We start from the raw sequence: 22350 nt of genomic DNA, 5'->3' as shown, positions 1-22350 counted from the left end.
CACGTGCACGCCGCTTCGCGCTCCGTTGTGATGCAGTCATGACCACTGTGCTCGTGCTGCTCGCCGGACTGCTGCTGACCGCGCTCATCATCGCCGTCAACGGGTACTTCGTGGCGCAGGAGTTCGCCTACATGTCCGTGGACCGTGTCCGGTTGCGCGCGCAGGCTGCCGACGGCGACGCCGCGGCCAAGCGGGCGCTGGCTGTCACGCAGCGAACGTCGTTCATGCTGTCGGGCGCCCAACTCGGCATCACCGTGACCGGCCTGCTGGTCGGCTTCGTCGCCGAACCGTTCATCGGGAAGTCGCTGGGCGCACTGATCGGCACGGCGGGGGTCCCGACGGGGGTCGGCATCGCCGTGGGCACAGTGCTCGCGCTCATCCTCGCGACCGTCGTCCAGATGATCTTCGGCGAGCTTTACCCGAAGAACCTCGCCATCGCCAACCCGGAGCCGCTCGCCCGGTCGCTCGCCCGGTCTACGCAGGTGTACCTGGCCCTCTTCGGGTGGCTGATCGCGTTCTTCGACCTGGCCTCGAACACGGTGCTGCGGATGCTGCGGGTGGAGCCGGTGCACGACCTCGACAGCAGCGCCACCGCGGAGGACCTCGAGCACATCATCGACGACTCCCGGGCCAGCGGCGAGCTGCCCGAGGAGCTGTCGATCATGCTCGACCGGATCCTCGACTTCCCGGACCGCGACGTCGGGCACGCCATGACACCGCGAGCCCGGGTGGACGTGGTGGAGCCCGGGACCTCCATTGCGCAACTACGAGCCCTGATGGCGAGCGGACATACGCGCTACCCGGTTATCGGCGAACTCGAGGAGCCCGTCGGCGTGGTACAACTCGTCGACATTCTGGCGGTCGAACCCGACGACGAACGCCCGGTCACAGCCGTGATGCGGGCGCCGCTCGTCGTCCCGACGCCCATGCCGCTCCCAGACGCGCTGGAGCAACTCGCGCGGGCCAGAAACGAGCTGGCGTGCGTCATCGACGAGTACGGCGGGTTCTGCGGCATCCTCACGATGGAAGATCTCGCCGAGGAGTTGGTCGGCGAAATCGGCGACGAGCACGACACGACCGACGAGGTCTCGGCCCAGTCCGACGGCGAGGCGTGGGTCATGGACGGGGACCTGCCCCTCGACGAGGTGGAACGCACCATCGGGCGCGACCTGCCCAGGGGTGACTACGAGACCATCGGCGGGCTCGTCATCCACCAGGTGGGCAGTCTGCCCGCAGAGCGGGACACGATCCACGTCGAGTTACCTGCGACCGCGGCCGACCTCGTCGGGGATAAGCCCGTGAGCTGGCAGCTGCGGATCGAGGTGCTGAGGGTGCAACGCTCTGTGCCGAGCCTGCTGCGGGTTCTCATCGTCCGGCAGGGTTCTGAGGCCCAGCAGGGTTCTGAGGCCCGGCAGGGTTCTGAGGCCGGGCAGGAGGACCGAGGATGAACGGGTGGGCAGTTGCCGCCATCACGGTCGCGCTCATCGCCCTCAGCGCGTTCTTCGTCATTATCGAGTTCGCCCTACTCGGTGCCCGACGGCACCGTCTCGAGCAGAGCGCGGTGCATAGCCGCTCGTCTCGTGCCGCGCTGCGCGGCATGAACGAGCTGACGATCATGCTCGCCGGCGCCCAGCTCGGCATCACGGCGTGCACATTCGCCCTCGGGGCGGTGACCAAGCCGGCAGTCGATGCCCGGCTCGGTCCGATTCTAGGCTCCTGGGGCGTGCCCCCGTGGCTCGCCGGCGGCGCTGCCTTCGCCCTGTCCCTGCTGGCCGTGACGTTTCTGCACCTTGTCATCGGGGAGATGGCACCCAAATCCTGGGCGATCGCCCACCCCGAGCTCGCCGCCCGCATCATCGGCATCCCGTCGCGTGGGTTCATCTGGGTGTTCCGGCCGTTCCTCGGCTGGGTCAACCGCATCGCCAACTGGCTCGTCGCGAGGTCCGGCGTGACGCCCGTCGACAGGGCCGCCGTCAGAGGCCGCGACGCCGAAACCATCCGGCATCTCGTCGAGTACTCAACGCAGGCAGGCACGCTCAAACCCACCCTGCAGGACCAGATCAGCGAGGTCATCACGCTGGAAGGGCTGACCGTCGAGTCGATCACCACACCGAACGCGGCACCCACCTCGGTCGGTCCCGAAGCCGTGGTCGCCGATGTCCGTGCTGCAGTGCTGGCGTCCGGACACCTGCGCATCCTGTTGAGGGACGACGGCGGCCGGTTCCTGCGGGTCGTGCACGTTCGAGACACCCTCGATGCCCCCGACGATCAGCGAGCCGAGGACTTCGCGCGCGCGGCCTTCCGCGTCAACGCCACGACACCGGTCTACGAGTTACTCGGGCGAATGCGGGATCAACGGGTCCAGCTGGCGGTCGTCGAGCGGGGCGACCAACTGCTCGGCGTCGTGACGCTGACCGACGTGGTGCGCCGGGTGCTGCCCCGAACGGGCGCCTCCGCCCAGAACGACTAGACCGCGCCGGTAGTTTCGCCGCGGCCGGCTAGGCGTTGCCGGCGAGCTTCTCCCGCAGAGCCGCCAGCTGGGCATCGCTGGCCAACGACCCTCCCGAAGAAGGCTCCTCGGAACGCGAGGAGCCGTTCGAGGCGGGCGCCGCGGCCTCGGCAGCTTCGGCAGCGGCGAACTTCTCCATCTGCGCGGTGTGCATCTTGTGCCGACGCTCTGCCTCCGCGTAGCGCGCCTCCCACTCGTCACGCTGCTTCTCGAAGCCTTCGAGCCACTCGTTGGTGTCCGCGTCGAAGCCCTCGGGGAAGATGTAATTGCCCTGGTCGTCGTAGCTGTCGGCCATGCCGTACTTCCACGCTTCGAACTCTTCGGTGTAGTCCTCGTTGGCCTGTTTGAGGCTCAGCGAGATACGGCGACGCTCCAGGTCGATGTCGATGACCTTGACCATTGCGTCGTCGCTGACCTGAACAACCTGGTCGGGAACCTCGACGTGGCGCTCAGAGAGCTCGGAGATGTGCACCAGGCCCTCGATGCCCTCTTCGACGCGGACGAACGCGCCGAAGGGCACCAGCTTGGTGACCTTGCCGGGCACGATCTGCCCGATCGCGTGGGTACGGGCGAAGTGCCGCCAAGGATCTTCCTGAGTTGCCTTGAGGGACAACGAAACCCGCTCGCGGTCCATATCGACGTCGAGAACCTCGACGGTGACCTCATCGCCGACGTTGACGACCTCGGAGGGATGATCGATATGCTTCCAGGACAGCTCGGACACGTGCACCAAACCGTCCACGCCGCCCAGATCGACGAACGCGCCGAAGTTGACGATCGACGAAACCACACCCTTGCGGATGGCGCCCTTGGTGAGCTGGTTCAAGAATTCGCTACGAACCTCCGATTGCGTCTGCTCCAGCCAGGCGCGGCGCGAGAGCACGACGTTGTTGCGGTTCTTGTCCAACTCGATGATCTTGGCCTCGATCTCCTTGCCGATGTACGGCTGCAGATCGCGGACACGCCGCATCTCGACCAGCGATGCAGGCAGGAAGCCGCGCAGACCGATGTCCAGGATCAGGCCGCCCTTGACGACCTCGATGACGGTGCCCTTGACGGCCTCGTCCTTTTCCTTGAGCTCTTCGATGGTGCCCCAGGCACGCTCGTACTGAGCGCGCTTCTTGGACAGGATCAGGCGCCCTTCCTTGTCCTCCTTGGTCAGGACCAGGGCTTCGACATCATCGCCGACGGACACAACCTCATTGGGGTCGACGTCGTGCTTGATGGAGAGTTCGCGGGAAGGAATGACACCTTCGGTCTTGTAACCGATGTCGAGCAGGACCTCGTCACGGTCAACCTTGACGATGGTCCCTTCGACGATGTCGCCATCGTTGAAGTACTTGATGGTCTTGTCGATGGCGGCGAGAAAATCCTCAGCCGAGCCGATGTCGTTGACGGCTACTTGCGGCGAGGTGACGGAGGGACTTGGCATTTGGTGGGTTGCTCCGGACAGGTGTGATCGTAGGAATGGGTGTTTTTTCTGGTTGTACCCGCGAATCGCACACACAGGTACCGGTAGAGGTTACTCGACGGGGCACACGCAGGACAAACTAGTGCCGGGCCGGCGGCTAACCTGCTGACGTGTCACACACCGGTGCCCGAGGACAGCCCCATCGACTCCCTGCGCCGTTAGCGCGCCGCGTTCGCACGGTCGGCGCACCGCTGGGTGTGGTCATCGCGCTCGGCACCGTCGCGGGTCTCATCATCATCCTGCTGACTGCGCTCAATCCGGTCGGCACCGCAATCGGCTTCGTACTGTCCAGCATCGCGATGACCATCGTGGTCCTGGCCTACGTGTGGCTCGACAGGTGGGAGCCCGAACCGCCGCGCCTGCTCGTTTTTGCGTTCATCTGGGGCACCTCGGCGGCAGTCGTCATCGCCTCCGTCATGCAGATTTTCCTCGAGGCCTGGCTCTATCCCGGGATGGCGGACACTGCCGCGACAACCGGGAGCAACGCCGTCACGCTGGTGATCGGCGCACCGGTCACCGAAGAGGCGGCCAAGGGAATGTTCCTGCTGCTCATGATGACGGGTGCACGACGCAAAGAGCTGAACTCATTGACTGATTGCCTGGTCTACGCGGGGCTGGTCGGCGCGGGTTTCGCGTGGCTGGAAGACATCCTCTACATCGCCAACGGCGAATCGACTGCCGACTCACTGGTCACCGCGGCGTTGAGGCTGATCATGGCGCCCTTCGCACATTCTCTGTTCACCACGCTGTTCGGCCTGGGCGTGTGGTTTGCCCTGCACAAGCGAAGCGGCATCGGAAAAGCCGGCTGCATTCTGCTCGGCTACTTCGGTGCGGTGCTGCTGCACGCAATGTGGAACGGGTCCTCGCTGCTGGGCGTCGAGGCCTACTTCGGTCTGTATGTGTTCTGGATGATGCCGATTTTCGGGCTGGCTATCACGATCGCCATCGGCAGTCGGCGCCGCGAACAGCGAGTGGTCGCCGCCAAACTGCCCGGCATGGTGGCCGCGGGCGTGGTGACACCCAACGAGGCGACCTGGCTGGGGTCCATCCGAACGCGCAAGCTGGCCGTCGCAGAGGCGACCCGATTCGGCGGCAAGCAGGCCGGAAGGTCGGTGCGGGACTTTTCTCACCAGGTCGTCGAATTGGCGTTCGTGCGGGATCGCATCGACCGGGGTTTCGGTGACCAACGGGTGGCGGCACTGCTCAACGAAGAGACCTACGGGGTGTACGCGACGCGGAACGCATCGCCCGCCCTGGCTCGGATGGCGGGCTACCGCAGTCGGTGAGCAGCGCTCAGTGCACCGCTGGCTCAGTGCGCCCCTGGCTCAGTGCACCCCTGGCTCAGTGCGCCGCGGAATCCCAGCTACGGCCGTAACCCACCGAGACCTCCAGCGGCACATCGAGCGGATAGGCATTGCCCATATGCTCGCGCACCAGCGCATCGAGCACGTCACGCTCTCCGTCGACCACCTCGAACAGCAACTCGTCGTGCACCTGCAGCAGCATGCGTGAGGCCAGCCCGGCGTCTTTGATCGCCTGATCGACGTTGATCATCGCGACCTTGATGATGTCGGCGGCACTGCCCTGGATCGGCGCGTTGAGGGCAGCCCGTTCGGCCGCCTCACGCACGTTGCGATTGCTGCTGTCCAGTTCTGGCAGGTAACGCCGCCTGCCGAACACCGTCGATGTGTAGCCGTCCTTGCGGGCCTGGTCGACAACGTCACGCAGGTAGTCGCGCACTCCGCCGAACCGGTCGAAGTACTGCTCCATCTGCACCTTCGCCTCTTCGGTCGAGATCTTGAGCTGCGCGGCAAGACCGTAGGCGCTCAATCCGTAGGCCAATCCGTACGACATCGCTTTGACCCGACGCCGCAGTTCGGCGTTGACCTGGTCGATCGCTACCGAGAATGCCCGCGACGCGACGAACGAGTGCAGGTCCTCACCGGTGTTGAACGCTTCTATCAGACCCTCGTCCTGCGACAGGTGGGCCATGATCCGCATCTCGATCTGGCTGTAGTCCGCTGTCATCAATTCGGAGAATTCCGGCCCGCTGCCGGCGCCCGGAGCGGGGCCTCTCACGACGAACGCATCACGGATGCGGCGTCCGGCCTCGGTGCGAATCGGGATGTTCTGCAGGTTCGGCTCGGTGGACGACAACCGACCGGTCGCCGCGATCGTCTGGTTGAACGTCGTGTGAATGCGCCCGTCGGAGGCGACCGCGTTCAGCAACCCGTCCACCGTCACCTTGAGGCGAGTGGCATCACGGTGCGCCAGCAGATGCTGCAGGAAAGGGTGGCCGGTCTTGTCGAAAAGTGACTGCAGCGCATCCGCGTCGGTGGTGTAGCCGGTCTTGGTGCGCTTGGTCTTCGGCATCTCCAACTCGTCGAACAGCACGACCTGAAGCTGTTTGGGTGAGCCGAGGTTGATCTGCTTCCCGATCACGGCATAAGCCGCCTCGGCGGCATCGCGGATCTGGCCCGCGAACTCACTCTGCAACTCCGAGAGCCGTTCCAGGTCGACGGCGATACCCACGGTCTCCAACTGGGCGAGCACCCGCTGAACCGGCAATTCCATGCTGCTCAGGAGCGCCGAGGAATCGATTCGGGCCAGCTCTTCGTCGAGCGCCTCAGCGAGGTCCTTCACCGCGCCGGCCCGCAACAACAACGTCTGTACCGTCTGATCATCGACGCTGCTCTCGTCATCGAGCAGCGAAAGTTGCTGCTGCTCAGGGCGATCTGCGCGCAACTCGCGTTTCAGGTAGCGCAGCGACAGGTCATCGAGCGCGAAGCTGCGCTGACCGGGACGGACCAGGTAGGCGGACAACGCGGTGTCGGCGCTGACCCCGGCCAGCGTCCAGCCGCGACCCTGCACGTCGTGCATCGCGAGCTTGGCCTCATGCAGCGCCTTTGCCGCGCCGGGGTCGGCCAACCAGGATGCCAGCGCGGCCTCATCCTCGGGGTTCAAGCCCGAGGTGTCCATGTAGCGGCCGTCACCGTCGGCCGCAACGATCGCCACCGCGGAAGCGTCGCTGTCGAAGGCCAGGTGGCTGCCCACCACCGCCAGGCCGAAACGTTGACCGTTGCTGTGCTCGGCCAGCCACGCCGCCAGAGTTCCCGCTTCCAGCGCGCCGCCACGCACTTCGAACCCCTCTTCGACCTCGGGGTCCGTCGACGCCAGCGTGTCGAAGAGCCGGTCACGGAGTACGCGGAACTCGAGGTCGTCGAACAAGCGGTGGATCTGATCACGGTCCCAGGGCTGCATCCGCAGGGTGTCGGGCGTGTGCGCCAGCGGCACATCCTTGACGAGGTCGGTGAGTTCGCGGTTGAGCACGACGCTGGACAGGTGGGAGCGCAGTGAATCACCCACCTTGCCCTTGACTTTGTCGGCGTTGTCGATAAGTTCCTGCAGCGAACCGTATTCGACGATCCATTTGGTCGCCGTCTTCTCCCCCACCCCCGGGATACCCGGCAAGTTGTCACTCGGGTCGCCTCGCAGAGCGGCGAAATCCGGGTACTGCAGCGGCGTCAGCCCGTACTTCTGAACGACGGCCTCGGGTGTGAAGCGGGTCAGCTCACTGACGCCCTTGCGCGGGTACAGAACGGTGACGTCCTCACTGACCAGCTGCAGCGAGTCGCGATCGCCGGTGACGACCAGCACCCGGTAACCGTCCTTCTCTGCCTGTTTGGCCAACGTGGCGATCACATCATCTGCTTCGTAGCCGACCTCGGCGAGCACTGTGATACCCAGTGCAGCAAGCACTTCCTTGGCGATGTCGATCTGGCCGCGGAACTCATCGGGTGTCGCCGACCGGCCGGCCTTGTACTCGGGGTACTTCTCCAACCGGAACGTCTGCCGAGAAACGTCGAAGGCCGCCGCGATGTGGCCGGGTTGCTCATCGCGCAGCAGATTGATCAGCATGGCGGTGAAACCGTAGACCGCGTTGGTGGTCAGCCCGCCCCGGGTCTTGAAGTTCTCGGCGGGCAGCGCGTAGAACGCCCGGAAGGCCAACGAATTGCCGTCAAGAAGCATCAGGGTCGGCTTTTCGGCGTTCTGATCAGCAGCTGGTTTACTGCCGGCCTTCCTGTCCGATGCGGTATTGGCTGGGCTCACGACCTTTACTCTAAGCACCGGCTGCGACACGTGTCCGGTCCCGCTGGTGCGAGTCACGGATTGGAACACGTTTCAGTTTGGGGGCCGGACTGGGTACGCTGACCGCGTGTCAGATTCCGGACTCACGATGCAACCTGCAGTAGACGGATGGTTCGCCATCGATGGAGCCGGTGACCCGTATCTGATCGGTGGCAAGTGCCATCAGTGCGGCACCTACGTTTTTCCGCCGCGCGCCGACAACTGCCCCAACCCCGGGTGCGGCGGGGATGAACTCGCGCAGGTGCCGCTCTCGCGCCGGGGCCGGCTGTGGAGCTACACCGAGAACCGATACCAGCCGCCCCCGCCCTACCCGCAGGCCGACCCCTTCGAGCCGTTCGCTGTCGCTGCTGTCGAGTTGGCCGAGGAGGGCCTGATCGTGCTGGGCAAAGTTGTCGAAGGCACGCTGGCCGCCGACCTGAAGATCGGTATCGAGATGGAACTGGTGATGATGCCGCTCTACGTTGATGACGACGGCGTCGAGCGCGTCGTGCACGCCTGGAGGCCCGCGTGATGCCCGGAGCCGCCCCGGCGGCGACATCAGGATCCGGAGCCGCCCCGGCGGCGACATCACCTCCCGAACCGGTCTACATCCTGGGTGCGGGGATGCACCCGTGGGGCAAGTGGGGTCGCGACTTCACCGAGTACGGCACTGTCGCGGCGCGCGCCGCACTGGCGGAGGCCGGACTGGACTGGTGTCAAGTCCAGCTGGTGGCCGGTGCCGACACCATCCGCAACGGCTATCCGGGGTTCGTGGCGGGCGCGACGTTCGCCCAGAAGCTGGGCTGGAACGGCGTGTCCGTCAGCTCGAGCTATGCAGCATGCGCCAGCGGTTCCCAGGCGCTGCAGAGCGCCCGCGCCCACATTCTGGCCGGGTTCTGCGACGTGGCGCTGGTGATCGGCGCCGACACCACGCCCAAGGGATTCTTTGCGCCTGTCGGCGGCGAACGCCGCAACGACCCCGACTGGCAACGCTTTCACCTGATCGGTGCCACCAACACGGTGTACTTCGCGCTGCTGGCTCGCCGGCGGATGGACCTCTACGGCGCGACGCTGGAGGACTTCGCACAGGTGAAGGTCAAGAACGCGCGCCACGGGTTGGACAACCCCAACGCCCGCTACCGCAAGGAAGCCTCCGTCGAGGACGTGCTGGCCAGCCCGGTGGTATCAGACCCGCTCCGGCTGCTCGACATCTGCGCGACCTCCGACGGCGCGGCCGCGCTGATCGTGGCCAGCAGGTCGTTCGCGGAAAAGCATCTCGGGTCACTGGAAGGGGTACCTTCGGTGCGCGCGATCAGCACCGTCACGCCGCGTTATCCGCAGCACCTGCCCGAACTGCCCGATATCGGCACCGATTCCACCGCCGTGGTCGCCGCGCCGGAACGGGTATTCAAGGACCAGATCCTCGACGCCGCCTACGCCGAGGCCGGGCTCGGACCCGAAGACCTGAGCCTGGCCGAGGTCTACGACCTGTCCACAGCGCTGGAGCTGGACTGGTACGAGCACCTGGGGCTGTGCGCCCGGGGTGAGGCAGAGCAGTTGCTGCGCACCGGAGCGACGACCATCGGCGGCCGGATCCCGGTCAATGCCTCGGGTGGGTTGGCCAGCTTCGGCGAGGCGATCCCCGCCCAGGCCATCGCCCAGGTCTGTGAGCTCACCTGGCAACTCCGGGGTCAGGCGACGGGACGCCAGGTAGAGGGTGCCAAGGTCGGCATCACCGCCAACCAGGGTCTGTTCGGCCACGGGTCCTCAGTCGTCGTCGCGCGCTGAATCCGCTTCCCGTCCGGGGCGCAGAAATCACCGCACCTGATAGAGCCAGACCGAGGGATTCGCCAGCTCCCCGTCCGCGACCCACTGATATCGCCGGGCTATCCCCTGCCCGTCGTAGCTTGCGACGAAGTCCAGCAGCGCCGCACGGGTGATGGCGCCCGAATCGATCCCCTTGAGCAGAATGGTGCCCAGGTCGTAGGCCTCGGCGGCGTACGGGCCCGGCAGCTGATCGAAGGTGCTCTTGTACTCATCGGCGAACTCCGGAGGAGCCGGCGCACAGGGACACGACACCAGGGCATCGCGGGCTGCGCCGCCGGCCTCGTCGACGAATTCCTCGGTCATCGAGCCGTCCATGGTGACGAAGGCGCCCTCGAAACCGGCCTCGCGCAGTTTCCGCACCAAGACGGCGGCCCCTCGCGCGTCGCCGGCGAAGAGCACCCCATCAGGGGCTGCGCCGCTGATCTGGGCCACCACAGCGGAATCGGCGCCGTCTTGAGCGACGGCGATGTTGCAGGCCGCATCTGACCTGGGCCCAAGGGTTTCACGAACCGCCGAGGCCAGGCCGAGCCCCTGGTCGGAGCTGTCGTCGACGACACAGACTTTGCGGTGGCCCAGCGTGGTCGCCAGGTAGTCGGCGGTGGCCGAGCCTTGAACCGCGTTGCTCGCAATCCCCCGGAAGAAGGTTCGCCAGCCGCGCTCGCTGAGCGCGGTAGCAGAGGCCGACGGAGTCACGGCGACCAGACCGGCGCGATCGAACACCGGACCGGCCGCCTGCGCCTGGCCCGAGGACATCGGCCCCACCACACCGACGGTGTACGCGTCATCCACGATCTGAGCGGCAAGCTCTGCGCCTTTGGTCGGATCCCCATCGCTGTCAAAGGGTTTCAGCTGAACCTGACAACCGAGGTTCGCCGCGTTGTGCTGGTCCACTGCCAGCTGGATCCCGTTCCTGATGTCGATGCCCAGCACGGGTTCGGACCCCTGAGGCCCGCCTGCCATGGCGATCGACAACGGTGGGCACACTGCGTTGCCGTCACCTGCCGGGCTGACCGGCTCGGCCCCGCCGGCGACCTCGACCGCCGCGCCGTCGCGGTCGATCTCCACCTGCGGTTCGATCGTGAGGTCATTCGACGACACTCGGGGCAGGGTCGGCGTCCCACCGCACGCCGCTGACCCGACTGTCAGCAACACTGCCGAACCGAGCGCAACCGCGCTCCGCGCAACGCGACAGCGCACGCATTCTCCTCGTGTCGAACTCGAACCACCGCGGGCAGGGGCCGTGGCTTCGGTAGAACATAGCAATGCAACCAGTGACATGCGGCTGTGGCAGACCAGCCCGTAACGGTCTGCGGGCGGAATCAGCTACCCCGGCGAGCAACGCACCGAACACAGTCGATACGCGCCGGAGATCCAGAATCCGGCTTCATGCACCCGAACGCTATACAGTCGCCGAAACGCTTCGAGCAGATTTCGCAACGACGGAGGTGTTGCCTCAGTGAGCCTGTGCGCTCATGCCGCCGCACGCTGTCTGCTCCTGGTCACCTTCATAGTGTCGGCCGCATTCTTGGGCGCGGGCGTCGCAGCGGCCCAGGAGACCGAGACCGCGCCGGTCGCGGGACGACTCGTCAACGCCGGCGAGCCGGTGGCCGACGCCGTCGTGCGGATCTTCGACCAGGGCGGAGAGGAAGCCGGCACCGCGACCTCCGACGAACGCGGGCGGTGGAAGCTTGATCTGCCCCTCGGCACCTACACCTTCGAAGTCGACCCCGAGAGCCTGCCGGAGGGGGTCAGCGTGCAGAGCGATGTGACCCGCGATGTCGCCGCCGGCCGTACCAACACGGTGGTCTTCCTCTTCGGTGAGGTCCGCACTTCGATAGAGACACCGCTGTACGAGCGCGTCATCCGGCTGATGATCGACGGCTTGCGGTTCGGTCTGGTCATCGCGGTCGCGGCGATCGGTCTCAGCCTCATCTTCGGCACGACCGGCCTCACCAACTTCGCCCATGGAGAGCTCGTCACCCTGGGCGCGGTGTTCACCTGGATGTTCAACGTGACCTTCGGCATTCCGCTGGTGGGCGCCGCGGTGCTGGGCATCATCGCTGGTGTCGGTGTGGGCTGGCTGAACAACGCCGGCCTCTGGCATCCGCTGCGGCGGCGACGAGTCGGACTCATCCCGCAACTGGTCGTGTCCATCGGCCTGGCCATCAGCCTTCGTTACCTGATTCTGGCGCTGTTCTCCGACCGGACCCAGGCTTTCGCCGACTCCACCGTCAGCCATCAGCGCCAGTGGGGCCCGATAGCCATCACCGACACCAATCTGCTCACGATCGGGATCAGCCTGGTGGTGCTCGTCGCGGTCGCCCTGATGCTGCAGAAGACGCCAATCGGTAAGGCGATGCGAGCGGTGGCGGACAACAAGGACCTCGCGGCGGCCTCCGGGATCAATGTCGAACGGGTCATCATGTTCGTCTGGTGCCTGGGCGGCGGGCTGGCCGCACTCGGCGGGGTGCTGCTCGCCCTCTCAGAACTCGGCGGACGGGTCCAGTGGGAGATGGGCTTCAAACTGCTGTTGCTGATGTTCGCCGGCATCATCCTCGGTGGCCTGGGCACCGCGTACGGCGCGCTCCTGGGCTGCCTCATCGTCGGCATGCTGGTGCAGTTGTCCACTCTGGTGATCAACCCGGACCTCAAGTATGTCGGCGGCCTGCTGATCCTCATCTTCATCCTCGTCGTGCGGCCGCAGGGCATCCTCGGTTCCCGAGAACGGGTCGGGTGAGTTCGTCGTGGACCTGGTCGCTGCCCTGCAGACATCGCTGGCCCAGTTGGTCGGCCCTTCAGCAATCTTCTACGCGCTGCTCGCCATTGGCCTCAACCTGCATTTCGGCTACACCGGACTGCTGAACTTCGGGCAGATCGGTTTCGCCCTGCTGGGCGGCTACGGGGTCGGCATCATGACCGTGACCTACCAGCAGCCGCTCTGGGTGGGGATCATCGTCGGGTTGCTGGCGGCAGCGGTGTTGGCCCTCCTGCTGGGCATCCCCACCCTGCGTTTGCGTGCCGACTACCTGGCGATCGCCACCATCGCCGCCGCCGAAGTGCTGAGATTGATCTTCCGGTCGACCGCGTCGGACCCGGTGACCGGGTCGACGAACGGGTTGTACGATTTCGCCGACGATTTCACCCGATTCAGCCCGTTCGACTCCAGCAAGCAGTACTCGTTCCTGGGCATACGGTTCGTCGGTGACGACGTCTGGGCGATGGTTGTGGGCTGGACCCTGGTCCTCATCCTGTGCGCCTTTGTCTACCTACTCTCCCGCAGCCCATGGGGACGGGTGCTGCGGGCCATCCGCGAAGACGAGGACGCCCCGCGCGCCCTCGGCAAGAACGTTTTCGTCTACAAGCTGCAGGCGCTCGTACTCGGCGGCGTCATCGGCGGCATGGGCGGTGTCTTCAACGCCTTGCAGACCAAATCGGTTAACCCCGACTTCTACTCAACCGCCCAGACCTTCTACGCGTTCGGGGCATTGCTTCTGGGCGGCGCCGCAACGGTTTTCGGCCCGGTCGTGGGCGCCATGCTGTTCTGGTTCCTGCTGGCCATCCCCGATGCGGTGCTGCGCCAGGCGATCGCGGGCCCCGACCCCCTCCTGCCCCTCACTGATGCGCAGGTCGGTGCGACCCGATTCATCCTGCTGGGCATCCTGATCGCGTTGCTCATGGTGTTCCGGCCGCAGGGATTGCTGGGGCGAAAACGGGATGTGCAACTCGATGGTTGACACTCCCCCGACAACCGCTGCCGACCGGGCAGCGTTGTTCGCCGACACCCCTCCCGAGCCGGGTTCACCCAAATCCGATCCCATCTTGGTAGTGGAGAACGTCTCGCGATCGTTCGGCGGCCTGAAGGCCGTCGACGTCGACCATCTGGAGTTTCAGCGCGGCGCCATCACCGGGCTGATCGGCCCCAACGGCGCGGGAAAGACGACGCTGTTCAACCTTCTGACCGGATTTGATCGGCCGGATACCGGCAGCTGGAAGATCGACGGCGAAAACCTGGGCAGGCTGTACCCGCACCAGGTGGCGCGTCGGGGGGTCGTCCGCACGTTCCAGCTCACCAAAGCGCTGGCGCGGATGTCGGTGCTCGACAACGTCCGGCTGGGCGCACAACACCAGACGGGTGAGCGGATCCTGTCCGCGTTACTACCCATGACCTGGCGTGCCCAGGAAGCGCAGATCACCGAACGGGCGCACGAGATGCTCCGCCGTTTCAAGCTCGACACCAAGGCAGAGGACCTGGCCGGCTCGCTATCGGGTGGACAGCGCAAGCTGCTCGAGATGTCCCGGGCGCTGATGAGCGATCCCCGGGTGGTCATGCTCGATGAGCCCATGGCCGGGGTCAACCCGGTATTGACGCAGAGTCTGCTCGAGCACGTGAAATCCCTACCCGGAGAGGGGATGACGGTGATCTTCGTCGAGCACGACATGGACGTGATCCGCGATATCAGCGACTGGGTGGTGGTGATGTCCCAGGGTTCGATCATCGCCGAATCCACACCGCAGGTGCTGGCCGGCAACGAGGTGGTGGTGGACGCCTATCTGGGCAGCCACCATGACCAACCGCTCGAATTCGACGACCACGGTAACCCCGTCGGCGCGACGGCACGCCTGGCAAGACAGATCGAGCAGGCGGCCCGGGAAAAAAACGACGACGAGGGCACGAAGCGATGAGCGAATCCGCGGACCCACCACACGAATTGTCGCCGGCCGAGCTCGCGGCGACGTCCGAGGAGCACGCACGCCTGGCAGCAGGCTCACTGCTGAGGGCCGACGGCCTGGTGGCCGGTTACCTCCCGGAGGTCGACATCCTGCGGGGCTGCGACTTCTTCCTGCGGGACGGCGAGATCGTCGGAATCATCGGCCCCAACGGCGCCGGCAAGTCCACCCTGCTCAAGACCCTGTTCGGGCTTATCCCCGTTCGTTCGGGCGCGGTGACGCTGCGCGGGCAGAACATCACGTCGGCGCCGGCCCACGTGATGGTGACCAAGGGCGTCGGCTACGTGCCGCAGAACCGCAACGTGTTCTCCTCGCTGACCATCGAGGAGAACATGGAGATGGGCGTGTACTTGAGCCGGTCCAAGTTCGCCTCACGCTTCGCCATGGTCAGTGAGTTGTTCCCGTTGCTGGCCGAGCGCAGAAAGGTCAAGGCGGGCGCCCTGTCCGGCGGTGAGCGTCAGATGGTCGCGATGGGCCGGGCGCTGATGATGGAGCCGTCCGTGTTGTTGCTCGACGAGCCGTCAGCGGGTTTGTCGCCGATGTTTCAGGACGAAGTGTTCATCCGCTGCAAGCAGATCAACGCCGCAGGCGTTTCCATCGTCATGGTCGAACAGAACGCCCGGCGCTGCCTGCAGATCTGCGACCGTGGGTACGTCTTGGATCAGGGCGTCAACGCCTACACCGACACCGGCAGCAACCTGATGACCGACCCCAAGGTCATCGAGTTGTACCTGGGCACCCTGGCCGGCAGCCGCGAGCGCTGAAGCCAGCGCGGGGGCGCCCCGCACCCGAAGGTGCACTGCGGCCCCGGCGCTGCGACTACAGCTCAGCCCTGGACGACGATGAAGTCGTTGGTCTTGAGCGCATTGTCCTCACCGAACTCGAGGCTGCCGTATGACCCGACGCTGGGCTCTCCCGCGGGGCTGAAAGCCAACTCACCGGTCACACCGTCGTAGTCGATGTCCTCGCCGGCGACGATCCGGTCCCGGCAGTCGGCGAAGGTGGTGCACTTCACGCCGTCCCGCGTCACACCGATGATGTTGGCGGCGATGTCCACCCCGGCCGTCGACTTGGCCTGTTCGGCCGCCAACGCGGTGATGACGACCGCATCGTAGGACTCCCCCGCGTAGTTGAAGTCGATCAAAGCGGGATCAACGGCCTTGAGGCGGTTCTCGAAATCGGGGCCGATCGCCGTCAACGGAGTCGTGCCCTTCATCCCCGTCAGCAGTCCGGTCGCGACACTCTCGCCGAGGGCGTTGCCCATGTTGCCGTCGGTGCCGTACACCAGCATCCCGTCAGACGGCCCGATTGCGACCTCATGCATGCGGCTGAGGATCTTGGCGCTCTCCTCGAAGCCGATGACCGCAACCGCGTCCGGGTTGAACTCCTTGGCCTGGTCGACCTCGGCGTTGAAGGACTGGGCGTTGGGGTCGTAGATGATCTTCTTGATCTGGTCTGACGGGATACCCGCCGCCTCGAGGTCGGCGACCGTGTTCGCGGCCAGGCCGGTCCCGTACGGATCGTTGAGCGCCATGACCACCACACGCTGCGCGCCGTCCTGGGTGATCAACTGCGAGAGCGCTTGGGCCTGCAGCACATCGGTGGGTGCGGTGCGGAAGTACATACCCTCGTCGGGATAGCAGACGAACTGGTCGGAGGTGTTGGCCGGGGAGAACTGCACGACGCCGGCGCTGGCGATCTTGTCGATCACCTTGAGTGAAACCGCGGAGGACGCTGCGCCGATGATCGCGCTGACCCCGTCGGCCAGCTGGCGATCGACGGTGACGTTCGCGGTGTCGGTGGTGGTGTCACCGGAGTCGCCGGTGATCAACTGCACCGGCTGGTCCAACACGCCACCGGCCTCGTTGACTTCGTCGATGGCCACCTGCACGCCGGCCACCTCGGGCGGCCCGAGGAAGGCCAGCGTGCCGGTCTCGGGTAGCAGGGTGCCGATCTTGAGTGGCGTGGTGACCGGTACCGCTCCCGCGGTCGCCTGGGCGGGTTCACAGTCGGTGCTGACGATCTCGGCCGATTCCGCGGCCGTGGTCTCGCCGGATGCGGCTGTGTCCTCGCCTGAGTTGCTCGAGCAGGCGGTCAGCGCGAGCGAGGCGATACCCATGACAGCGAAGGCGCGCGTGAGGGTTCCATGCTTCATCGAGAAGGCTCCTGGTTTGTCAATCCTGATGTGTCGTCAATCCTGATGTGTTCAGCGTCGAACGGATGGTGGATCGCCCCGAATGGATCAAAACCGACCGTAACTGGTGTCGGACGGGCACGAGTCCCCAGCAAGGGCCCGTGACCAATATGTGACATCACGGAACTCAAACTAACCTGACCGTCCTGTCGGCCGGAAATCAGGACGACGCGGGCGTGTCGAGGGTCTCCACAACCACCTCGGCGACTCGCTTCATGGTGGTACGCCGATCCATTGCGGCACGCTGAATCCACTTGAACGCCTCGGGCTCGGCCATCCCCTGCTTGGCCTGCAGCAGGCCCTTGGCCCGCTCCACCAGTTTGCGAGTCTCCAGGCGGTCGGACAACGTCGCGACTTCCTTTTCGAGCTCGGCGATCTCGCCGAATCTGCTGACCGCCAACTCTATGGCAGGAATGAGATCGCTGATGTTGAACGGCTTGACCAGGTAGGCCATCGCGCCGGCGTCGCGGGCGCGTTCCACGAGCTCGCGCTGGCTGAACGCGGTGAGGATCACGATCGGCGCGATCCGGTTGGCAGCAATCTCGGACGCGGCGTCGATACCGTCGCGCCGCGGCATCTTGACGTCCATGATCACCAGATCGGGCCTGAGCGACCCGGCCAGGTCCACGGCCTCCTGGCCGTCACCGGCCTCGCCGACGATCTCGTAGCCCTCTTCGCGCAGCATCTCGGCCAAGTCCATTCGGATGAGCGCCTCGTCCTCGGCGATCAGTACGCGATGTGAATTGGCTGCCACGGTTGGTGAGTCTGTCGGTGACCCGGTCATAGGTGCCATTCTGGCGGTCGCGGGCCAGATGAGCGACCGCGGGTCCATCCTCTATCGTGAGAGACCGCGCATTGCGCAGGTGGTGCCGAGGCCCTCGTATCCCAACTGGCAGAGGAAACGGATTCAAAACCCGTCCAGTGTGAGTTCGAATCTCACCGAGGGCACCAAAACCGGCCGCTATACACCGGGCCTTACCGCGGCCCCGCGGCCGGGGCTTGGGCAGGCGGAGCCGAGCCTTGGCGAAGGGTAGCCACCAGGAGCCCATGGTGGTGATCGCCGTGGCGACTACTCACGCCTAGGCCGAGTTCATACGCTGATCGCCGACGCGGAGCGCCGCACCGGCGTCCGCCTCGTCAATCAGATGATGCCAAAACCACCCATGCCGCCCATGGCACCGGGCGCAAGGACGCTTGGCCGCGAGTTGAGTTCAGCGTTGCCCGGCTGCTCGCACAGCGTGGTCATGCCGCCCTCCCTGCCGCCACCTGCTTCGGTCGCTTCGCAGGTCGGCACGAGCCCTGGGTTGGCGAGTGCGGAGGGTGCCGCAACGATGGCGAAGGCGGCGCCGCCGGCAACCAGGAGACCGGCGAGGGTAGTCAATCGAGTCTTCATGTCAGAATCCTTCCGGGGATTACTGCCCAGCGTATCGACCGTGCCAGGTGTTTGCTTGGCTTTGCTTGCATCGCAAACATCCCGGTAAGGATTGGCGTGGCGGTGCCCGGCGGCCTTCGTCGAATCTCGCCGAGGGCCTCAGTTCAGGGGCCATCGGGCGATAGGCTCCGGCCGTGGCCAAGCTGCGACCGATCTGCGTCCCCGACGTGGCGCTCAGCAGCCGCGCCTGGTCTCCATCCCGGCACCGCGATGATCGGGTCGACCGTCGGCTGCAGGTGCTCACGATCGCCAGCTGGATAGCGGCCGCCGTCTCGGCCTCCTTCGGAGTGTTTCAACTCGTGCTGGGCGGCACCTTGTGGTGGCTGGGTGCCGTCAACGTCATCTGCGCCGCGGTGTTCCTGATTATTCCGCGGCTGGGCGGGTTCGGCGAGTTGGTCGCACCTCTGACGTTCGTCGTGTTCGCCTATTTGTCGGTCGGGTTCATCTGCTTCACCGTAGGGACCGGAACGGGCCTACAGTTCTACTTCCTGGTCGCCGCGTCACTGGTGGTGTTGGTGTTCGGCATCGAACGCATGTTGATGGCCTCGATGATCGTCGCCGTGGGCGTGGCGATCACGATCATCCTCGAAGTCACGGTGCCCCATGACCGGGGCTTGGGTCCTTCCTGGATCCTCACCGCGGGATTCATCAGCTCGACGGTCTCGGCCGCAGTGATGATCGTCGCCACCATCTGGTACACACTGCGCGAGATCGAACGCGCGGAGGCAGCGATGGAGGCCGAGTACGGCCGCTCTGAGCGACTGCTGGCCAACATCCTTCCCGAGACCATCGCCGCCCGACTGAAGGATCCGTCCCACACCGTCATCGCCGACAAGTACGACGACGCGTCGATCTTGTTCGCCGACATCGCCGGCTACACAAAGCGTGCCAGCGACACCGCGCCAGCTGAGCTCGTCCGGTTCCTCGATCGCCTGTACACGGATCTGGACGCGCTCGTCGATCGGCACGGCCTCGAGAAGATCAAAACCAGTGGCGACTCCTACATGGTGGTCAGCGGGGTCCCCACCCCGCGCGATGACCACCTCGAGGCGCTAGCGTTGCTGGCCCTGGACATGGCCGACTCCGTTGCCGATCTCAAGGATTCCGAGGGACGCGACGTACCGTTACGCATAGGTATGGCGGCAGGTCCCGTCGTCGCGGGTGTCGTCGGGGCCAAGAAGTTCTTCTACGATGTGTGGGGCGACGCGGTCAATGTTGCGTCCCGCATGGAGGCCACCGACATAGAGGGCCGAATTCAGCTGCCCGACAACATTTATGAGCGGCTGTCCGAGTCTTTTGTGCTCGAGGAACGTGGCTACGTGGACATCAAGGGCAAGGGCCTCATGCGCACCTGGTACCTGGTCGGCCAACGAGCCGACATGGTTGCGCCTTCTGGCTCTCCGAGTTGAGCAGCGACGCCGGCCCCACCCATGTCGACGATGGGCGGTCGAAGAATACCGGCTTCATTCTGCGGCAGATTCGTTGGCAGCGTTCACATTTTGCCTGTCCTGTTTCTCCAGCAGTCGCGCGTAGCCAGCACCCATCGCCAGCAGGATCAACCCGACCACGATGAACACCAGGACGCGGAAGATGCCGTCCAACGTGCCCAGGTCGAAGAGGAACAGCTTCGCCATGGCGGCGGCGACCAGACCGAGTCCACCGCCGATCGGCACCGAGCGGTCGGCGCGCGGCAAGCGCGCGGCGTAACCGAACAGCGCCGCACCCATGGCGATCCAACAGATGGTCGCGGCCATATGTCCGGCAAAGAAGCCTTGCTCGCCGCCGCCGATCAACAGACCGGCTGTGACGGTGAACGAGGTGACGGCGTAGACGATAACCACTGCTGCAACAACCCAGACAGCGCGCACCGCGCGGCCCCACGACCACGCCAGCGCCGCTGCGCAGATCACCAGCAGGATGCTCGACACCATCGTGGAAATACTTGCTGCCGTGGTATTCACAGTTGGCGTCAGCAGAGAACTCGGCGGCGAGTAGCTCAAGTGCGTACCGGCGCCGATGCTCGCGAACCCGAGGGCCGCCCACCGCGCAACGGTGTCACGGCGGCCCGCTACGGCTGCCACGACCGCAATCGCCAGCAGCACCGGTCCTGCGGTTCTGCCGTCAAAGGCCATCGTCACCGCGATCAGCACGGCGACCGCCGACAACGCCGAGTACACCTGCCGCACCACGCCGGGAACGCCCGGAAACCACTGCGCGGCAAGCACGATCGCCAGCAATGCAGCAGCCAGAGCGGCTGCCATCAACGCCGCGATCACGTGGTCGACCGCCAGCGCCGCGCACAACACCGGAGTCACACCGGCCACGGTCAGCAACGCCATCGCCGCGCGGTTTCCGGTGCTGGGCAGCAGGATCAGCGCGGATCCCAGGGCCACCAGCGCCGCGATGGCGCATGCGCCGGCAAGCCAGAGGTCCTCGCGGGAATCGAGATAACGCGCGATGAGTGCCAACATCAACGGCAAGGCGGCGGCCGCGGTGCGGGCGGCATGCAGCCAGATCCAGTCCTTACCGAGCTGAACCGGAACCGAAACCGCGGACAGGGCAATCATGAATGCGATCAACAGCAGAGTGATGCCGTCGGTGACTACTGGCGCCAGCACGATCAGCGGCACCAGCACCAATAGCGCGAGGTGTTGGGAATCCCATCGCCGGGCCAGCGTCAGACCACCGCCGGCGATCGCGGCCGCGAGGATCAGTCCAACAGGTGCCGAGACCCAACCGTAGATCGTGGTGGTTGCGATGACGTCGATGTAGGCCGCGGCGATGCCGGTGGCCGCCAGCGCGATAGCCCCCACTCGTCCGCCGGGGCGGGCGCTGAGCCACCAAGCGGTGCCGACCAGGGCCGCGGCCAGCCCCGCGCCGGCGGCCACCCGGAACTCTGGCCGCAGAATTCCGGCCTGCGCGGCCAGCACCACCAGAAGCACAACACCGATCAGGGTGACCGCGACTCCGGCTATGGCGAGCAGTTTGCCGATCCAGCCTTCCGAACGTTCCGACGGCGACTTGGCCGGGGGCGGGGTCGGCTGGGGAGGATATCCGGGCGGTGGCGGCGGGTACTGCGGCCGGAAAGACATGGCCGGCGGCGGGGGCTGCGGGGGCGTCGGCGCGGGATGTCGGGCATGAGGCGGCGCGGGATACTGACGATGAGGCGGCGCGGGATATCGGGCAAAAGGCGGCGCGGGATATTGGCGAAGAGGTGGTGTGACCGGCTCCTGGGCCGCCGGCGGCGGGCTCCCGGCGAGGGTCCGATCCAGCGTGGTGAGATCGGCAGACACTCGAGCCAGCTGATGAGATAACGCGGCGAAATCCGCCGATAGCCGGGAAATTACGGCATTGTGCGGTTCTGTCATCCTCTCATTTTCGCAGTCAGCGAGTCAGAAGCCGATGAGTACAACTACTCGTCGAGGCCGTGTTCGATCGCGTAACGCGCCAGTTCCACCCGATTGCCGATCTGCAACTTGCGGAACGTCGCCTGTACGTGATTCTCCACCGTGCGATGGCTCAACGAGAGTCGCGACGCGATCTGCTTGGCGGTCAGTCCCTTCGCGACGTGGCGCAGCACCTCGGTTTCCCGTTCGGTCAGACTCGGCCCGGCAGTTCCGGCCGCATCCCGGGAATCCCTGGCAATTCGGCGATATTCACCGAGAACCAGGCCGGCCAGACCGGGGGTGAACACCGCTCGCCCCTGCGCGGTCGCCCGGACAGCCTCGGCGAGTTCCTGCTTGGACGCGCTCTTGACCAGATAGCCGATGGCCCCCGCCTTTACCGCCTCGAGGACGTCGTCGTGTTCGTCGGAGGCCGAGAGCACCAGGATGCGCGTGGACGGCGACACGGCCAGCACTTCGGTCGTCGCCTGTGCACCGCCACCGTCGGCCATCCGCATATCCATGACCACCACGTCGGGCTTCACGACCGCCGCCCGACGCTTGGCCGCTGCCACCCCGTCTGCTGTCGCGACCACCACGAAGCCGTCGTCGGCCAGGTCCCGGGCCACTGCGTCGCGCCAGATCGGATGATCGTCGACCACCATGACGGAGGTACCC

At 65.8% G+C, this 22350-nt stretch carries 18 protein-coding genes and 1 tRNA gene; 11 read left to right on the top strand and 8 right to left on the bottom strand.

The window, feature by feature from the left end; genetic code table 11:
- The first annotated feature begins 38 nt into the window (after window positions 1–38).
- Window positions 39–1448: a CNNM domain-containing protein gene (locus tag ACPGXI_RS03735; protein WP_526649916.1), complete on the top strand. Its 1410-nt coding sequence runs from the start codon at window positions 39–41 to the stop codon at window positions 1446–1448.
- Window positions 1445–2470, top strand: coding sequence for a CNNM domain-containing protein (locus ACPGXI_RS03730; RefSeq protein ID WP_526649914.1), 1026 nt, complete (start codon window positions 1445–1447; stop codon window positions 2468–2470). Before ACPGXI_RS03735 ends, ACPGXI_RS03730 begins: the two co-directional genes overlap by 4 nt.
- A 28-nt stretch (window positions 2471–2498) precedes the next feature.
- Here the strand turns inward: ACPGXI_RS03730 and rpsA are convergent, their stop codons facing one another.
- Window positions 2499–3941, bottom strand: a complete 1443-nt coding sequence (gene rpsA, locus ACPGXI_RS03725) for a 30S ribosomal protein S1 (protein WP_526649912.1) — start codon at window positions 3939–3941, stop codon at window positions 2499–2501.
- 149 nt (window positions 3942–4090) lie between these two features.
- On the opposite strand from rpsA, the gene ACPGXI_RS03720 reads away from it, so the two are divergent.
- Complete coding sequence (locus ACPGXI_RS03720) at window positions 4091–5266, top strand: PrsW family intramembrane metalloprotease (protein WP_526649910.1); 1176 nt, start codon at window positions 4091–4093, stop codon at window positions 5264–5266.
- Window positions 5267–5321: 55 nt separating this feature from the next.
- On the opposite strand, the gene polA is transcribed toward ACPGXI_RS03720, so the two are convergent.
- Window positions 5322–8009, bottom strand: a complete 2688-nt coding sequence (gene polA / locus ACPGXI_RS03715) for a DNA polymerase I (RefSeq protein WP_526650009.1) — start codon at window positions 8007–8009, stop codon at window positions 5322–5324.
- Between the two features lie 208 nt (window positions 8010–8217).
- On the opposite strand from polA, the gene ACPGXI_RS03710 reads away from it, so the two are divergent.
- Window positions 8218–8640 carry a Zn-ribbon domain-containing OB-fold protein gene (locus ACPGXI_RS03710; RefSeq protein WP_526650007.1) on the top strand — a complete coding sequence of 141 codons (423 nt, stop codon included), beginning with the start codon at window positions 8218–8220 and terminating at the stop codon, window positions 8638–8640.
- Window positions 8640–9896: a lipid-transfer protein gene (locus tag ACPGXI_RS03705; RefSeq protein WP_526649908.1), complete on the top strand. Its 1257-nt coding sequence runs from the start codon at window positions 8640–8642 to the stop codon at window positions 9894–9896. The genes ACPGXI_RS03710 and ACPGXI_RS03705 overlap by 1 nt, the downstream gene beginning before the upstream one ends.
- 27 nt (window positions 9897–9923) lie before the next feature.
- Here ACPGXI_RS03705 and ACPGXI_RS03700 read toward each other — a convergent pair whose 3' ends face one another.
- Window positions 9924–11132 (bottom strand): branched-chain amino acid ABC transporter substrate-binding protein, encoded by a 1209-nt coding sequence (locus ACPGXI_RS03700; RefSeq protein WP_526649906.1) that lies wholly within the window; start codon window positions 11130–11132, stop codon window positions 9924–9926.
- Between the two features lie 259 nt (window positions 11133–11391).
- On the opposite strand from ACPGXI_RS03700, the gene ACPGXI_RS03695 reads away from it, so the two are divergent.
- Genes ACPGXI_RS03695 through ACPGXI_RS03680 form a run of 4 tightly spaced genes read left to right on the top strand, consistent with a single transcriptional unit; the run spans window position 11392 to window position 15427 of the window.
- The gene (locus ACPGXI_RS03695) at window positions 11392–12672 is read left to right on the top strand and encodes a branched-chain amino acid ABC transporter permease (protein ID WP_526649904.1); all 1281 of its coding nucleotides are present in this window, start codon (window positions 11392–11394) and stop codon (window positions 12670–12672) included.
- Window positions 12673–12679: 7 nt separating this feature from the next.
- Window positions 12680–13669 carry a branched-chain amino acid ABC transporter permease gene (locus ACPGXI_RS03690; RefSeq protein WP_526649902.1) on the top strand — a complete coding sequence of 330 codons (990 nt, stop codon included), beginning with the start codon at window positions 12680–12682 and terminating at the stop codon, window positions 13667–13669.
- Window positions 13662–14618 carry an ABC transporter ATP-binding protein gene (locus tag ACPGXI_RS03685; protein WP_526649900.1) on the top strand — a complete coding sequence of 319 codons (957 nt, stop codon included), beginning with the start codon at window positions 13662–13664 and terminating at the stop codon, window positions 14616–14618. Before ACPGXI_RS03690 ends, ACPGXI_RS03685 begins: the two co-directional genes overlap by 8 nt.
- The gene (locus ACPGXI_RS03680) at window positions 14615–15427 is read left to right on the top strand and encodes an ABC transporter ATP-binding protein (RefSeq protein ID WP_526649899.1); all 813 of its coding nucleotides are present in this window, start codon (window positions 14615–14617) and stop codon (window positions 15425–15427) included. Before ACPGXI_RS03685 ends, ACPGXI_RS03680 begins: the two co-directional genes overlap by 4 nt.
- Before the next feature lie 62 nt (window positions 15428–15489).
- On the opposite strand, the gene ACPGXI_RS03675 is transcribed toward ACPGXI_RS03680, so the two are convergent.
- Together ACPGXI_RS03675 and ACPGXI_RS03670 are read right to left on the bottom strand one after the other, a co-directional pair.
- Window positions 15490–16818 carry an ABC transporter substrate-binding protein gene (locus tag ACPGXI_RS03675; RefSeq protein ID WP_526649897.1) on the bottom strand — a complete coding sequence of 443 codons (1329 nt, stop codon included), beginning with the start codon at window positions 16816–16818 and terminating at the stop codon, window positions 15490–15492.
- Between the two features lie 199 nt (window positions 16819–17017).
- The gene (locus ACPGXI_RS03670) at window positions 17018–17641 is read right to left on the bottom strand and encodes a two-component system response regulator PdtaR (RefSeq protein ID WP_526649895.1); all 624 of its coding nucleotides are present in this window, start codon (window positions 17639–17641) and stop codon (window positions 17018–17020) included.
- 90 nt (window positions 17642–17731) lie between these two features.
- Between ACPGXI_RS03670 and ACPGXI_RS03665 the strand changes: the two genes are divergently transcribed.
- Window positions 17732–17808, top strand: a tRNA-Leu gene (locus tag ACPGXI_RS03665).
- Between the two features lie 190 nt (window positions 17809–17998).
- Here ACPGXI_RS03665 and ACPGXI_RS03660 read toward each other — a convergent pair.
- Window positions 17999–18250, bottom strand: coding sequence for a hypothetical protein (locus ACPGXI_RS03660; protein ID WP_526649893.1), 252 nt, complete (start codon window positions 18248–18250; stop codon window positions 17999–18001).
- A 182-nt stretch (window positions 18251–18432) separates the two neighbouring features.
- Between ACPGXI_RS03660 and ACPGXI_RS03655 the strand changes: the two genes are divergently transcribed.
- Window positions 18433–19698: an adenylate/guanylate cyclase domain-containing protein gene (locus ACPGXI_RS03655; RefSeq protein ID WP_526650005.1), complete on the top strand. Its 1266-nt coding sequence runs from the start codon at window positions 18433–18435 to the stop codon at window positions 19696–19698.
- Between the two features lie 54 nt (window positions 19699–19752).
- On the opposite strand, the gene ACPGXI_RS03650 is transcribed toward ACPGXI_RS03655, so the two are convergent.
- Complete coding sequence (locus ACPGXI_RS03650; RefSeq protein ID WP_526649891.1) at window positions 19753–21657, bottom strand: DUF2339 domain-containing protein; 1905 nt, start codon at window positions 21655–21657, stop codon at window positions 19753–19755.
- A gap of 44 nt (window positions 21658–21701) precedes the next feature.
- Window positions 21702–22337, bottom strand: coding sequence for a response regulator (locus ACPGXI_RS03645; protein ID WP_526650003.1), 636 nt, complete (start codon window positions 22335–22337; stop codon window positions 21702–21704).
- Between the last annotated feature and the right edge of the window lie 13 nt (window positions 22338–22350).

Origin of the sequence: Mycobacterium sp., assembly GCF_049608025.1 — a bacterium.
Classification (GTDB): Bacteria; Actinomycetota; Actinomycetes; order Mycobacteriales; family Mycobacteriaceae; genus Mycobacterium.
This window is presented reverse-complemented; position numbering and strand designations above follow the sequence as displayed.

Bases quoted from the DNA above. Each gene is read 5' to 3' on its own strand.
- ACPGXI_RS03685 (WP_526649900.1), top strand. From the start codon at position 13,662: ATGGTTGACACTCCCCCGACAACCGCTGCCGACCGGGCAGCGTTGTTC.
- polA (WP_526650009.1), bottom strand. From the start codon at position 8,009: ATGCTTCTTGACGGCAATTCGTTGGCCTTCCGGGCGTTCTACGCGCTG.
- ACPGXI_RS03710 (WP_526650007.1), top strand. From the start codon at position 8,218: ATGCAACCTGCAGTAGACGGATGGTTCGCCATCGATGGAGCCGGTGAC.
- ACPGXI_RS03730 (WP_526649914.1), top strand. From the start codon at position 1,445: ATGAACGGGTGGGCAGTTGCCGCCATCACGGTCGCGCTCATCGCCCTC.
- ACPGXI_RS03660 (WP_526649893.1), bottom strand. From the start codon at position 18,250: ATGAAGACTCGATTGACTACCCTCGCCGGTCTCCTGGTTGCCGGCGGC.
- rpsA (WP_526649912.1), bottom strand. From the start codon at position 3,941: ATGCCAAGTCCCTCCGTCACCTCGCCGCAAGTAGCCGTCAACGACATC.
- ACPGXI_RS03670 (WP_526649895.1), bottom strand. From the start codon at position 17,641: ATGACCGGGTCACCGACAGACTCACCAACCGTGGCAGCCAATTCACAT.
- ACPGXI_RS03650 (WP_526649891.1), bottom strand. From the start codon at position 21,657: ATGACAGAACCGCACAATGCCGTAATTTCCCGGCTATCGGCGGATTTC.
- ACPGXI_RS03645 (WP_526650003.1), bottom strand. From the start codon at position 22,337: ATGGTGGTCGACGATCATCCGATCTGGCGCGACGCAGTGGCCCGGGAC.
- ACPGXI_RS03675 (WP_526649897.1), bottom strand. From the start codon at position 16,818: ATGAAGCATGGAACCCTCACGCGCGCCTTCGCTGTCATGGGTATCGCC.
- ACPGXI_RS03705 (WP_526649908.1), top strand. From the start codon at position 8,640: ATGCCCGGAGCCGCCCCGGCGGCGACATCAGGATCCGGAGCCGCCCCG.
- ACPGXI_RS03735 (WP_526649916.1), top strand. From the start codon at position 39: ATGACCACTGTGCTCGTGCTGCTCGCCGGACTGCTGCTGACCGCGCTC.
- ACPGXI_RS03680 (WP_526649899.1), top strand. From the start codon at position 14,615: ATGAGCGAATCCGCGGACCCACCACACGAATTGTCGCCGGCCGAGCTC.